This window comes from Phycisphaerales bacterium, assembly GCA_016699835.1.
GTDB lineage: Bacteria > Planctomycetota > Phycisphaerae > Phycisphaerales > UBA1924.
The window spans coordinates 2432092-2445788 of record CP064987.1; the positions used below are offsets into that span (position 1 = coordinate 2432092).

Sequence of the window (13697 nt, forward strand, 5' to 3'; positions counted from 1 at the left end):
CCAACTCCCGCCCGACGCCGCATCGAGCCGATACACCACCCCATGTGCGGCCTGGTCGGCATCCTCTGTGCCCATGGGCATCGCTCCCAAGCCACGCGGGGCGATGTGGTCCGCATGCGCGACGCCCTCGCCCATCGCGGGCCCGACGACGCCGGCGTGCTGGTGTGGCCGGACGCCGCCACCGATTCAGCCGACTCGCCCAGCATCCTGCTCGCCCACCGCCGCCTGAGCGTCATCGACCCAGGCTCCGGCGGGCACCAGCCGATGACACGCGGGCATTCCGCACTCGTCTACAACGGCGAACTCTACAACGACGCCGAACTCCGCAAGGACCACCTCGCCGCCTTCCCCGGCACCCGATTCGAAACAACATGCGACACCGAAACCATATTACATATGTGCCTCGCCCGCGGCGGCCGCGACTGGCGCGTCGGCGAGGTCCCAAGACTCCTCCGCGGCATGCACGCGCTCTGCTACGTGGACATGGCCGCCCGAAAGGCCCTCCTCTCCCGCGATCCGCTCGGCATCAAGCCGCTGTACTACTGCATCTCGCCCGACCAGCGCGAACTCGCTTTCGCCAGCGAGGCCCACGCCCTCTTCGAGCATCCGGCGATCTCGCCCACGCCCGACATGCTGGGCGTGGCGGCGTATCTGGTCACCATCCGCACCACGCTGGGGCACCGGACGATGTTCGAGGGCGTGCGCACGCTCGAGCCGGGCGAGTCGATCGAGGTGGATTTCTCGGGGCCTCGCCTGCGGCTGTCTCGGCGGATCACGCCGATCGAGCGGTGCCACTTGGAACGCCCGGTGGAGGAATGCCGTGCGGTGGTGGAGGATTCGGTGCGGCGGCATTTGCGGTCGGATGTGCCGGTATGTTGTTTGCTCAGTGGTGGATTGGATAGCACGATTCTTACGAGTGTTTCACGTGAAACGTTTGCCGAGAATGCCGTGTTACGAACATATGTGGCCGGGGCGGCGGGCGGGGATGATCTTGATGTATCGACACGTGTTGCGCGCGCGCTCGGGACACATCATGCGACGGCGGTGGTGACTCGGGAGATGTTTGTGGAGCGGTGGCGATGGCTAGTGGAGGGGGCGGGGGTGCCGTTGTCCACGCCGAATGAGGTGGCGATCTATGAGGTGGCGCGGCGGCTGCGCGAGGACGGCGTGGTGGTGGCGCTCTCGGGGGAGGGGGCGGACGAGTTGTTCGCGGGGTATCACCTGCTGATGGAGGCGGTCGAGAGCGAGAGCGGCGGGGCGAGGGCGGACCGGTTTGACGGGGGGATGGCGATGCTGCGAGCGGCGTCGTGGCTGCCGGCGTCGATGCTGGGGGAGGTGCTGAGCGAGCGGGCGCTGCGGGAGGCGGAGTCGGGGCGCGGGCTCATGGAGTGGTATCGCGGGCGGTGGGAGGAGTTGTCGCAGCGCGAGGCGAGTCCGTTGCAGGTGGCGCTGCGGATGTTGCGGCGGATCAACCTGGAGGGGCTGCTCACGCGGCTGGATTCATCGATGATGCGGGCGGGCGTGGAGGGGCGAACGCCGCTGGCGGATGCGCGGGTGGCGGCGTTTGCGGAGTCGCTGTTGATGGGGGACAAGTATGACGGCGGGGTGGAGGGGGCGGCGGGGACGAAGGTGGTGCTGCGGCGGGCGTTTGCGGATCGCGTGCCGGTCGAGGTGCTGACGCGGGCGAAGGCGAGTTTTCCGCTGCCGTTCCAGGAGTGGATGGTGGGGGCGGGGCTGGAGGATGTGTTCGCGGGAAGCCCGGCGCGGGAGTGGTTTACTGAGGCCGCGTGGGAGGCGTTGACGGCGCCGGATGCGGCGCGGCGGTCGATCGCGGCGTGGCCTGTGGCGAATGTGGCGATGTGGGCGGGGAGGTGGTGGGGGTAGCAGTAGACACCGCAGAAAGCGATGAGCGACAGAAGCCGCTGGATCGCTCACTCTCCGTGTTCGGCTATCCACTTAGCAGTTGCAGCAGCGTTGTCGAGTGTGGGCATCAGTTTCGCATCAGACACCCCCTCGGCCATGAGAGCCAGCCGCAAGGCGTGTGCTTGAGATGCAGGTAGCGTCAGGCATCGCATGAACGGGTTTTCCAATGGCGGGTCTGTATCCTGAATTGAAATCGCCTCATTAATTGTCACGTCTAGCGGTACCCAGTTTCCGGAGTTCAGGTACTCCAAGAACACAAAAGGATCAAATATCAGTACCCCTTCTTGCGCAAACAGGAAGCTCGTTCGCGCTCGTGCGGGCGTGACATATTGGAGTTCGCCACCGTATTTGTCAACCCAGTATCGCTGGCGTCGGAGTGCCCACACACAGATACGTCGATCGGATCCGACAGGACTTGGGTCTTCAACTTTTCGAGCAGCGAAGAATGACGCAAATGTTGCGCTTCGTGTCCAATCAAGTAGGCGGCAATCAATGGCATGATGACGTGCGAATGCCCATGTGATCTGCTGGCCGGCGGGTATGGGATCCTTCATCGAGAGAAAGTGTCCAACTTTCCATCCCATTTCGATATTGAGAGGAGCGATTTCAATGCGGTGACTGGCAGGCCACTGCTCCAATGGAATTCCAATCGAATCGGCCTGATCAACAAACTCACGGACCGAATCTCGTTCGATTTGTATTAATGCCATGACATCTTTGAAACGTTCACGCACATCATCAGGGAGGTGTTGCGAACGTGAGGCAACGGATCTTTTGAGGACGATTCTCTCTCTCAAATCCTTCCATCTGCGAGCAAGTTTAGGAGCACTACTTCCTCTCCACTCAGTTGCTGTTGAACTATTCGAGAGATATCGCCACAGTGTTGGTATCAGCGGGTCGTCAACATTGGACTGGCCGCGAAACAGCCATGGGCATCGATGCGAGCCGTATGGAGTCCAATATGTGCTGCTTGTGCGAATGTGATTGAGAAATTCCTCAGCCGTGTCGAGATCAAGTCGTTCCACAGCGTTGTTTGGCTTCGTGTCTGTACTCATAATGTTGGCCATCAAGAGTAACCCGGTGAGTGCAAGGAGTGCGGCGTCCTACTCAGACCTCTTTTCATCGTACATGCCGGGTGTAGCAGGGTTCAGTCAATTCTGTGCTGACAGGGCGTGATCGAAGGAAGAATAGATCGGATGGGTATCATCGCTCAAGCGACGTGATTGGGATCTGTAATGGAGTAAGGCGTCTCCGCTGCCCCTTTGGGGCAGGGGGGTACTGGGGCGCGGGTGTCCACGGGTTGCGCTTTGCTTCACCCGTGGCTACAGGCCTTGGCCCCTTTGGGGCCGGGGTACGTGCGGCCACTCGGCGTGCTGATTATGAGTCGGTGCGCTTGTGGATTCTGGTCAGTGCACGTTTGAGGCCTGGATATGTGCGGCACCAGGGCATCGCCTTGGGGCATCTGGCGGGACATAGGGCATCTGATTCATTTCTGTCACGCTCGCGGATGCTGGCGAGAGCGATTACTGGTGGACGGGAGACTCTTGCATCAGTTGGCCCAGAGCGGCCAACTGATGGCACCCGGCTTCCTTGCTTCGAGTGTGCGGTTTCGGTTTCTTGGGGAGTCGATTGATCGGTGATGAGGATTCGCGTCTCGGTTGTGGCAGGGGGCTGCGTTTGGTTGGGGGCGACAGGTAGAACTTGTAGTAGAAGTAGACACAGGCGGGACGCCTGCCCCACGAGGAGGGGTTGTGACGTGCGTGTGTTTTCCCGCTTGTGATCAGGCCGCGGGGTGTGACGGTGGTTGTGTCGCAGGGGGGCGGGCGTCGGCTCGTTGGGCGGCGATGCGTTCTTTCGAGGGGACCTTGATGTCGTAGACGAGGTGGAGGGCGCGCATGGCTTTGATGATGAGGTAGGACGCGTCGAACTCCCACCAGCGGAGGCCGTGGCGTGCGGAGGCTGGGAAGGCGTGGTGGTTGTTGTGCCAGCCTTCGCCGAAGCCGAGGACGCCGAAGAGGGGGTTGTTTCGGCTTTCGTCGTGGCTGCGGAAGGGTCTGGAGCCCCAGAGGTGGCAGACGGAGTTGATGCTCCAGGTGACGTGGTGGACGAAGAAGACTCGGACGAGGCCGCCCCAGATGAAGCCGAGGAGTGCGCCCATCCAGGACATGGTGGCGAGGCCACCGATGAGGGCGGGGATGGCGAGGCCGAGCATGGCCCAGAGGAGGAAGGTTTTGCTGACGACCCTGCTGACGGGGTCGTTGTAGAGGTCTTTGACGTATTTCCAGGGGTCCTTGGCGTCGGTGGATTTGCCAAGGGTGTCTGCGGTGAAGACCTCGTGGTCGAAGAGCCATCCCATGTGGGAGTGGAAGGCTCCTTTGATGGAGGGCCAGAGTCCATCGCCATGGGTGTGTGGGGAGTGGGGGTCGCCGTGTTTGTCGCTGACCTGGTGGTGGCGGCGGTGGGTGGCGACCCAGCGGAGGAGCGGGCCTTCGAAGGCCATGGATCCGAGGATGGCGAGGGTTGCGGAGACAACCTTGTAGGTTTTGAAACTTCGGTGGGTGAAGAGGCGATGGAAGCCGACGGTGATGCCGAGTCCTGTGAGGAGGTACATGCCGACGAAGAGGGCGAGATGGATCCAGTCGAAGGCGACGCCCCAGAGGAGGATGGCGGCGGCGACAAGGCCCAGGAAGGGGATGACGACGACGGTGCCGTTGACGAGTTTGAGAGACCAACTCGGGGTTGGGTCTGCGGGGTGTTCTGTTGGGGTGGCGGGCTTTGGAGCCGGGGCGTTGATGTCGGTGAGGATGTCAACGATGTCTGGGATAGCGGTGCCTTGACTCGACATGGCGAATCTCTCCTTGACTCTGCACACGCCGAGTGCGACCAACACCCGGGAATAAGGGATGCCGCCTTTGGGCGACACCCTTCTCGGTTTTAGAACGAAGGCTGGTGATTACCAGCGCCGGTCGCCGCCGCGATCGCCACCGCGACCGCCGCCACCGAATCCGCCGCGGCCACCGCCGCCGCCGCCACCGAAGCCGCCACGGCCGCTGCCGCGATCTTCGCGGGGCTTGGCCTCATTGACGGTGATGGTTCGGCCGCCGAGGTCGGTGCCGTTGAGCGACTCGATGGCCTTTCGGGCATCGGCGTCGTTCATTTCGACGAAGCCGAAGCCACGGGGGCGACCGGTGTCGCGATCCATGACGAGGCTTGCCGACTGGACTTCGCCGTGGGCGGAGAAGGCGGCGCTGAGTTCTGATTCGGTGGTCTGGAAGGAGAGATTACCAACATAGATCTTCATGTGAGGATCCCTGGCCGAGTGCCGAGCCAACAGAGATCCTCGGAGACGATCTAGGTCGGGCTCGCCGGGTTGTGGGCAACGTTGTCCACGCGCCGGCGTATCAAGATGATTGCGGGTGATGATAGCCGGGGTGGGGCTGGGCGAGTGTGGGGTGGTTGAGTGCGGGTGGTTGGTTTGGGTTTGGTTCGTTGACTCGGTGGCTGGAGTGTGCTTTTATTGAGGCCCTTCCGGGAATGGCCCGGGAGACCGGATCAGGACGTCGGCCCGCAGTCGCGGACGGCCGGCAGATCGCCCGATGTGGATGCACTCCACGTTTGGCACCTCGGAGCCCGTTGGCATCCGAGAGACGGAGAAACTCATGGCACGTTACACGGGTCCCAAGCTCAAACTGTCTCGCCGCGTCAATGCTCCGATCGCGGACATTCCGAAGCACACGACGAAGCGTGACCTGACGTTCCCCGGGATGCACGGGTATCGCGGGCGTCGTCTGCGAGACTACGGCATCCGTCAGAACGAGAAGCAGAAACTCAAGTTCCACTACTCGGTGCTGGAGAAGCAGTTCCGTCGGTACATTGCGGAGGCGACGCGTCGCCCCGGGAACACGGGCGACGTGTTGTTGTCGCTGCTCGAGCGTCGTCTGGACAATGCGGTGCGTCGCGCGGGGCTGGCGCGGACGATCTGGCAGGCTCGCCAGATGGTGGTGCACGGGAACGTGTTCGTGAATGGTCGAAAGACGGACCGCCCGAGTTTCATGGTTCGGGTGGGCGACACGATCACGCTGAGGGCCAAGGCACAGAAGATCGGGAAGGACTCGATGGAGTCGCTCCCGGGGTTTGAGGTGCCTGGGTGGCTCGAGTTGAATCCTTCGGAGATGACGCTGAAGGTCGTGGCGATCCCGTCGACGGACCAGATTCCGTTTGACGTGAACACGAACCTGATCATCGAGTTCTATCGCTAAACCTTCGGGTGGGCACGTCTGCTGCGTGTGCCGCGCCGATGGGCGTGGATCGTGGCGGGCGAAGTTCTCCCACGCGAACCCCGTTCGTCGAAGCGAGGAGTTGGTGGCATGGTCAAGGCGCTGCGGAAGTATCAGAAGTGGGTGCTGGTGATCGGCGGCACGCTGCTGATGCTGGCGTGGCTGCTGCCGACGGCGATCACGCAGTGGGGTCAGAGCGTGGCGGCTCCGACGCTGGCGACGATCTCCGGGAAGAACGTGAAGCCGAAGGACTTTGAGCCGTCGCGTCTGGCGTACACGCTGGTGAAGAACATCATGGTGCCGTCGGAGACGCTGCGTGCGGGGCTGAAGCAGGAGGAGATGTTCGCGCGGATGAGCGGCGCGGAGAGCGCGTGGCACTGGTATCTGCTGGACCGTGAGGCGCGGGCGGCGGGGTTGGTCGGCGCGGCTGGTGACGGGGCGGCGTGGCGGCAGAAAGTGCTGGACTCGTCGGTCGAGGCTGAGATCATGCGGTCGGGGGCGAGGGACACGGAGGAACTCGCGAGTCTGCGGTCGCTGGCGACGCAGTTCTTCGAGATGCGTGAGGGGCGCGAGGCGGGGAACATGCGCCTGTCGGAGCGTGAGGTGAACGAGGCGTGGGCGTCGTTCGCGGGGATCATGCGGCTGCGGATGCAGTATGGCTCGATCGCGCAGTTGTCGGACGCGCGGGCGCGGAAGGACATCACGGATCGGAACGCGGCGGCAACGGTGAAGATCGCCGAGGTGAGCGCGCGGGCGCTGGCGTCGACGATGCCGGCGCCTTCGGAGGAGGAACTGGCGGCGCACTTCGAGACGTACAAGGCGGTCGATCCGGCGGAGGCGAAGAACGGGATCGGGTATGTGCTCCCGAATCGGGTGCGGGTGAAGTGGTTCGCGTTCTCGCGCGAGAAGATCGGGGCGGCGATCACGCTGGACGCGGTGGATGTCGCGAAGCACTACACGCAGAACCGCGAGACGTTCAAGGGGGAGTTGGGGGCCGAGCGGGCGAACGTCGAGAAGGCACTGCGTGATCGGAAGGTCGAGGAGGTCGTCTCGGAACTCACGCGGGTGTACTCGTCGTCGCTGACGACGCAGATGCGAGGCGTGGAAAGGCGGGGCGGGGTGTATGTGCTCGGCGATGACTGGGCGTCGAAGGAGTCGATGCTCGGCACGCTCGCGGGGCAGATGATCGAGGCGGTGAAGACGCGGACGGGCGTGACGCTTGAGGTGCCTGGGGTTGAGGGACGCGACACCTGGCTGACACAGGCGGAGGTTCAGAGCCTGCCGGGGATCGGGTTTTCGGCGATCCAGGCGGGGCAGAGCCGCATCCCGTTCAATGCGTTTGTGATGGGCGTACGCGAGTTGGACGCGGCGTCGCTGACGGGCGTGCAGGCTGGTGTGCCGTCGCCGGTGTGGTCTGAGGGGTTGGTCACGAGTGAGATCTATTTCTTTGAGGTGACGGGCGCACGGGAGAAAGGGCCTGCGGGGGACCTCTCGGAGGTCCGTGAGCAGGCGATCAAGGATTTCAACGCACTCAAGGCGTACGAGACGATCTCGTCGCGGCAGGGGGCGGCACTGGCCGAGGCGTGTCTGCATGGGATCGATGCGGGTGTGGATGCTTTGATGTCCGGGTTCACGGCGGAGAAGCCGAACGTCCGCGACACAAGGGTGGCGGGGGAGAACCGTCGCGGTTTCAGCGTGGAGACGACGGACGAGTTTGTGGACGCGTCGCTGTCGATCATGCGGCTGCTCGACCCGAGGGTGGCGTCCACGGACGAGAATCAGGCACAGCGGACGCTGGTGGTGCCGCTCCCGGAACGGCTCGTGGTGGCGGTGGCTCGGTTGGAGTCTCTGGAGCCGGTGACGGTGGAGGCGCTTCGGGGTTCGCGTGGGGCTTCGTGGATCAGCGGGGCGATCGGGGCGGAGTTCGAGAGCGCGATCGACAAGACCTCGATGCCGTTGGATTTCGAGACGCTGTCGAAGCGGTACGACTTTTCGATCGTGGAACGAGAGGACCGGCGGTAGGTTTCGCACGGGCGTTGGGTCGGGGGAGTTGGGGTTGCGAGGGTCGGGGTCGCGCTGGCGCGGGTTTTTGGCGTGCCGTATAGTCGGACCCCTGTTCGTCGGGCGCCGGTCGAGCGCCTTTGCGACTGGCGCATCGGATCCCTTCGTGGATGAAGATCGAGATCGACATTGAGATTGATGCGCAACCGAACGATGAGACGTGCGGGCCGACGTGTCTTCACGCGCTGTATCGGCACTTTGGCGTGGAGATGCCGCTTCGGAAACTGATCTCTGAGGTGCGTCGGCTGGACAGTGGTGGGACTCTGGCGGAGATTCTCGCGGTGCACGCGCTTCGGCGCGGGCTGAGCGCGACGATATATACGTACAACATGCAGATGTTCGACCCGACGTGGTTCGCCGATGATGGTGTGATCCACGATCCGGGGAGCGTGATCCAGCGGCTGGCGCAGCAGTTGAAGGCGAAGCGTTCGAAGGGGGATCGTCGGCTTCGGGCGTCGACGCGGGCGTATCGGGATTTTCTGACCGAGGGGGGCGAACTGAAACTGGAGGATCTGACGCCGGCGCTTTTGCGGGGGTATCTCGCGGAGAGGGTGCCGATCATTGTGGGGCTGAGTTCGACGTACTTGTATCGCACAGCGCGGGAGATCGAGCGGAACGGGGTGATCACGGATGATGACGTGCGTGGCGAGCCGCAGGGGCACTTTGTGATGCTGGTGGGGTATGACTCGGAGCAGCGCGAGGTGCTGATCGCGGATCCGCTGGATGCGAACCCGCCGTTTCATACGGCGAAGTATCGGCTGGACATCGATCGGTTGATCAATGCGATCCTGCTGGGAACGATCACGTACGACGCGAATCTATTGATCATTCGGAAGAAGGCGCCGGTGTCGAGTGGGCGGTCGAAGAGTCGAGCGAAGGCGGCGGCGGGGCGAAAGGCGTCGTCGCGGGAGCGCGGCGAGCGGGCGAAGGCCCCGGCACGGAAGGGGGAGCCCAAGCGGCGCTGAACCATGTCGGTCCTCATCGTGATGGACAACCCGAAGGACTGGCCGCTCAACATCGAGGGCGTGGAGGTGGTGTCGGCGCGGCAGTATCTGGCCGAGGCGGGGTACTCGCAGCGCAAGGGCGCGAAGGTCTTCAACCTCTGCAAGAGTTATCGATACCAGAGTTTGGGGTACTACGTGTCGCTGCTGGCGGCGGCGCGGGGGCACAAGCCGTTGCCCGACATCTCGACGATCCAAGATCTCAAGATCTATGAGTTGATCCGGTTCGCGGGCGAGGATGCGAGCGAGCAGATCCAGCAGGCGCTCAAGAACGTGAACGCGGACTCGTTCGTGCTGAATATTTACTTTGGGCAGTGCACGCAGAGCCAATATGCTCGGCTGGGGCTGATGCTGTTCAACCAGTTCCCGGCGCCGTTCCTGCAGGCGCAGTTCGGGAAGGAGAAGCCGCCGGCGTCGATGGCCGAGAAGGCCGATCCGAACAAGTCGGACTCGTCGAAGTTGTCGCCCAAGCCGGTGTGGGTGCTGGAGACGCTGCGTCCGATTGCGGCGAGCGAGATCCCGACGGATGATTTTCTGTTTGTGCTGAACGCGGCGACGCACTATTTCAACAGGCCGCATCGGCGACGTCGGCAGGTGGAGTCGCGGTATGACCTTGCGATTCTGCACGAGCCTGGCGAGGCGACCTCGCCGACCGACGCGAAGGGGATGAAGAAGTTCGTGAAGGCGGCGGAGTCGATGGGGTTCGACGTGGAACTGATCACGCGCGACGACTATGGACGCCTGGCGGAGTTCGACGCGCTCTTCATCCGGGCGACGACGAGCGTGAACCACTACACGTTCCGGTTCGCGAAGCGGGCGGTGTCGGAAGGGCTGGTGGTGATCGACGATCCCGAGTCGATCATCAAGTGCGGGAACAAGGTGTATCTGGCGGAGTTGTTGTCGCACGCGCGGATCGCGACGCCGACGACGCTGGTGTTGCACAAGGGCAACTGGGAGAGCGCGCCGACGATCCTGGGGTTGCCGCTGGTCTTGAAGCAGCCGGACAGTTCGTTCTCGCTGGGGGTGGTGAAGGTTCGGACGCAGGAGGAGTATGCGGCCGAAGCGGAGCGATTGTTCAAGGTGAGCGACCTGCTGGTGGCGCAGGCGTTCATGCCGACGGACTACGACTGGCGCGTGGGGGTGCTGGATCGCGAGCCTTTGTACTGCTGCAAGTACTTCATGGCGAAGAACCACTGGCAGATCCGCGACAAGACGAAGCAGGGGGACGCGGCACTGGGGAACTTTGAGACGTGGCCATTGGCGGCGTGCCCGCCGGACATTCTGAAGACGGCGGTGCGTGTGGCGAATCTCGTCGGGGACGGGTTGTATGGCGTGGACCTGAAGGAGATCAACGGGAAGGCTCACGTCATCGAGATCAACGACAACCCGAATATCGATGGCGGGATTGAGGACGAGATCCTGGGTGACGAGTTGTATCTGCGGGTGATGCGGGTGTTTTTGAAGCGGCTCGAGAGCCGGGGGCGATAGGCATGGCGCGGAAGCCGCTCCATCTGTTTGAGGCGTACGGGATCGAGCTTGAGTACATGGTCGTGGACCGCGAGACGCTCGCGGTGCGTCCGATCGTGGACGAGTTGCTGCGCGAGGCGATGGCGCTTCCCGGGGCGCGGATCGATGAGGAGGACGAGGAGGATCCGTCGTGGCCCGGGACTGTTGAGTTCGACGACGTGTCGTGGTCGAACGAACTGGTGCTGCACGTGCTGGAGTTCAAGACGACGACTCCGGTGGGGTCTCTCACGGGGGCCGACGTGCCTTTTGCCTCGCACGTGAGGCGGGCGAACGAGATGCTGGCGCGGCATGGGGCGATGCTGATGCCGACGGGGATGCATCCGACGATGGACCCGTATCGCGAGATGCGGCTGTGGCCCCACGGGTATTCGGATGTGTATGAGGCGTTCAACGCGATCTTTGACTGCCGGGGGCACGGGTGGGCGAACCTGCAGTCGGCGCATCTGAACCTGCCGTTTGGTTCGTGGGAGAAGGATGAGGACGAGTTCGGGAGGTTGCATGCCGCAGTCCGGGCGGTGCTGCCGATCATGGCGGCGCTCTCCGCATCGACGCCGATCATGGATGGGCGCGTGACGGGGATGCTCGACAATCGGCTCGAGGTGTACCGGACGAACAGCCGTCGGATCCCGCAGGCGGCGGGGCTGGTGATCCCGGAGGCGGTGTATACGAAGGGGGAGTATGAGCAGCGGATCTTTGAGAGGATCTATGCCGCGATGGCGCCATTGGACCCGAAGGGCGTGCTGCGAAACGAGTTCGCGAACGCGCGCGGGGCGATCGCGCGGTTCGTGCGGAACTCGATCGAGGTGCGTGTGCTGGATGTGCAGGAGTGCCCCAGGGCGGACGCGGCGGTGATCGCACTGAACTGTGGCGCGGTGCGGATGCTGTGCGACGTGTCGGGCGAGGATTCGCGGCGGCTGCGGGCGCTGGCGGTGCACTCGATGCACACGATCCTCTTGGATGTGATCCGGGCGGGAGAGCGGGCGGTCGTGGACGACGGAGAGTATCTCGGTGTTTTGGGATATCCCGGGACCCGATGCACGGCCCAGGAGTTGTGGCAGCACCTTCGAGAGCGGATGGCGAACGTTGTGGATCTCACTCCGCACGCGCAAACGGTCGATATTCTGTTGTCGAAGGGGCCGCTCTCGCGACGGATCGCGCGGGCGTTGGGGTTGTCCCTGGATCGAGGCATGGCGGCGCCGATGGACCGGGCGAGGATCGATGAGGTCTATCGGGCGCTGGCCCGATGTCTGCAGCAGAACGAGATGTTCCAGCCCGACTGACCGGGACGCCAGCGACACGACTTCAAACCATGCGCCTCATTGAATCTCCATTCCGCGCCCGGCGTTCGCGCTCTTCCCGGCCTGAGGCGAGGACGATGGCCGCGATGCGGTTGCGGTCGGACCTTCGCGCGTGCACGATCGATGGTGTGTTCTACCAGATCATGGTGGGGATCGCGGAGGTGTTCCTCCCGAACTTTGTGATCCATCTTCGGCTGGGGCCGATCGCGGCGGGGCTGGTGGTGACGGTGCCTGTGCTGTTGGGGTCGGTGATCCAGTTGTGGTCGCCGGGGTGGATCCGTTGGGCGGGGTCGTATGCGCGGTGGACGGCTGGGTGCGCGTTCGTGCAGGCGTTGGCGTATGTGCCACTGGCGGCGCTGGCGTGGGTCTCGCCGGAGATGGTGCCCGAGTCGCTCTCGACCGGGGCGACGTGGCTTCTCGCGGTGTCGGTATTTGCGCTGCTCACGCTGTACTGGGCGGCGGGGTTGGCGTGCGGGCCGGCGTGGTCGTCGCAGGTTGGAGCGATTATCCCGCGTAGCCTGGCGCCGAACTACTTCGCCTATCGCTCGCGGATCCTGCAGGCAGTCATGCTGGTGGCGATCCTGGGGCACGGGACTCTGATGGAGGAACTTGGCGGTGGGAAGGATTCGGCGCTGGGTGCGCCGGCGACGATGCGGGTCTTTGCGTTGGTGTTTGTGCTGGCCGCGGCGTGTCGTGTAGTGTCGGCGGTGTACCTGCTGCGATACTCGGAGCCCGAGCACACGCCCAGGGATGAGGTGGATGTCTCGCTTCCGACGTTCATCTCTCGATCGGCGCACAGCGCCGACGGGCGGCTGTTGCTGTATGCGCTTGCGGTGACGCTGGCGGCGGGGATCGCGCAGCCGTTCTTCAATCCGTTCATGCTGGACGTGCTGGGGCTGGATCGCACTCCGGCGATGGATGTGGCGGGATGGACGGCGAGTTGGTACAGCGTGCTGCTGGCGACGGCGTATGTGGGACGGATTCTGGCGCTGCCGGTGGTGGGGAAGATCGCGGCTTATCTCGGGCCCCGCAAGGCGCTGCTCCTTGGCGGCGTGGGGATCGTGCCTATGAGTTTGTTCTGGTTGTGGCCTCACAGCATGGTCGTGCTGATCGTGGCGCAACTCGCGTCGGGGGTCTTCTGGGCGGCGTATGAACTGGGGTTGTTTCTGATGTACTTCGAGGCGATCCCCAGGCGCGAGCGGATCGCGGTGCTGACGCGGTTCACGCTCGTGAACGAGTTTGCGCGGACGTCGGGGTCGCTTGTGGGCGCTGGCACGCTCTCTGGAGTGGGGACTGGTGAATCGGCGTATCGCACGGTGTTCTTGGTGTCGGCGGCGTGCCGCCTGTTGACGTTGGGGCTCCTCGCGCGGGTGGGGCGGCACAAGCACTGACGTGAGTAAGAAGTCGACGCGCGGTGCAACCAAAAGACAAACAGAACGAGAATGGTTCTCGGACGTTTGTGTCTCTCACCTCTGGTGGAAGCGATGTTGTGACACAGTTTGGGGTGTCATTGTGCATTTGTTCATTGCGATTTGGTGCCCGTGCGGATAGCCTAGTTGAGGTATCAACGCGGCAAGAGGGCGGTTCCACACACGGATCGTCCTCGCGTT

General features: G+C 63.6%; 10 protein-coding genes. 7 read left to right on the plus strand and 3 right to left on the minus strand.

All coding sequences use genetic code 11. The annotated features are described in order from the left end of the window. The first annotated feature begins 42 nt into the window (after positions 1-42). Positions 43-1884, plus strand: coding sequence for an asparagine synthase (glutamine-hydrolyzing) (asnB, locus tag IPK69_10105; GenBank protein ID QQS08342.1), 1842 nt, complete (start codon positions 43-45; stop codon positions 1882-1884). A gap of 47 nt (positions 1885-1931) precedes the next feature. Here asnB and IPK69_10110 read toward each other — a convergent pair whose 3' ends face one another. From IPK69_10110 to IPK69_10120, 3 genes are all read right to left on the minus strand, one after another. Continuing rightward, positions 1932-2990 (minus strand): FRG domain-containing protein, encoded by a 1059-nt coding sequence (locus IPK69_10110; GenBank protein QQS08343.1) that lies wholly within the window; start codon positions 2988-2990, stop codon positions 1932-1934. Positions 2991-3703: 713 nt separating this feature from the next. After that, positions 3704-4768 (minus strand): fatty acid desaturase, encoded by a 1065-nt coding sequence (locus tag IPK69_10115; GenBank protein ID QQS08344.1) that lies wholly within the window; start codon positions 4766-4768, stop codon positions 3704-3706. A 108-nt stretch (positions 4769-4876) separates the two neighbouring features. Further along, a complete protein-coding gene (locus IPK69_10120) occupies positions 4877-5224 on the minus strand; it encodes an RNA-binding protein (GenBank protein ID QQS08345.1) in 348 nt (115 codons plus the stop codon). Between the two features lie 358 nt (positions 5225-5582). Here IPK69_10120 and rpsD point away from each other — a divergent pair, with 358 nt between their 5' ends. The 6 genes from rpsD (at position 5583) to IPK69_10150 (ending at position 13478) form a co-directional block, all read left to right on the plus strand. Beyond that, a complete protein-coding gene (gene rpsD, locus IPK69_10125) occupies positions 5583-6182 on the plus strand; it encodes a 30S ribosomal protein S4 (GenBank protein QQS08346.1) in 600 nt (199 codons plus the stop codon). Positions 6183-6290: 108 nt separating this feature from the next. Continuing rightward, positions 6291-8222 carry a hypothetical protein gene (locus IPK69_10130; protein ID QQS08347.1) on the plus strand — a complete coding sequence of 644 codons (1932 nt, stop codon included), beginning with the start codon at positions 6291-6293 and terminating at the stop codon, positions 8220-8222. A 149-nt stretch (positions 8223-8371) separates the two neighbouring features. Continuing rightward, positions 8372-9226, plus strand: a complete 855-nt coding sequence (locus tag IPK69_10135; GenBank protein ID QQS08348.1) for a hypothetical protein — start codon at positions 8372-8374, stop codon at positions 9224-9226. A gap of 3 nt (positions 9227-9229) precedes the next feature. Further along, complete coding sequence (locus IPK69_10140; GenBank protein QQS08349.1) at positions 9230-10750, plus strand: RimK family protein; 1521 nt, start codon at positions 9230-9232, stop codon at positions 10748-10750. A 2-nt stretch (positions 10751-10752) separates the two neighbouring features. Further along, entirely contained in the window at positions 10753-12069 is a 1317-nt protein-coding gene (locus IPK69_10145; protein QQS08350.1) for a glutamate--cysteine ligase, read from the plus strand. 95 nt (positions 12070-12164) lie between these two features. Beyond that, entirely contained in the window at positions 12165-13478 is a 1314-nt protein-coding gene (locus IPK69_10150) for a hypothetical protein (GenBank protein ID QQS08351.1), read from the plus strand. The last annotated feature ends 219 nt before the right edge of the window (positions 13479-13697 follow it).

Coding starts and splice junctions, on each gene's coding strand:
- asnB (QQS08342.1), top strand. CDS start 43: ATGTGCGGCCTGGTCGGCATCCTCTGTGCCCATGGGCATCGCTCCCAA.
- IPK69_10110 (QQS08343.1), bottom strand. CDS start 2,990: ATGGCCAACATTATGAGTACAGACACGAAGCCAAACAACGCTGTGGAA.
- IPK69_10115 (QQS08344.1), bottom strand. CDS start 4,768: ATGTCGAGTCAAGGCACCGCTATCCCAGACATCGTTGACATCCTCACC.
- IPK69_10120 (QQS08345.1), bottom strand. CDS start 5,224: ATGAAGATCTATGTTGGTAATCTCTCCTTCCAGACCACCGAATCAGAA.
- rpsD (QQS08346.1), top strand. CDS start 5,583: ATGGCACGTTACACGGGTCCCAAGCTCAAACTGTCTCGCCGCGTCAAT.
- IPK69_10130 (QQS08347.1), top strand. CDS start 6,291: ATGGTCAAGGCGCTGCGGAAGTATCAGAAGTGGGTGCTGGTGATCGGC.
- IPK69_10135 (QQS08348.1), top strand. CDS start 8,372: ATGAAGATCGAGATCGACATTGAGATTGATGCGCAACCGAACGATGAG.
- IPK69_10140 (QQS08349.1), top strand. CDS start 9,230: ATGTCGGTCCTCATCGTGATGGACAACCCGAAGGACTGGCCGCTCAAC.
- IPK69_10145 (QQS08350.1), top strand. CDS start 10,753: ATGGCGCGGAAGCCGCTCCATCTGTTTGAGGCGTACGGGATCGAGCTT.
- IPK69_10150 (QQS08351.1), top strand. CDS start 12,165: ATGGCCGCGATGCGGTTGCGGTCGGACCTTCGCGCGTGCACGATCGAT.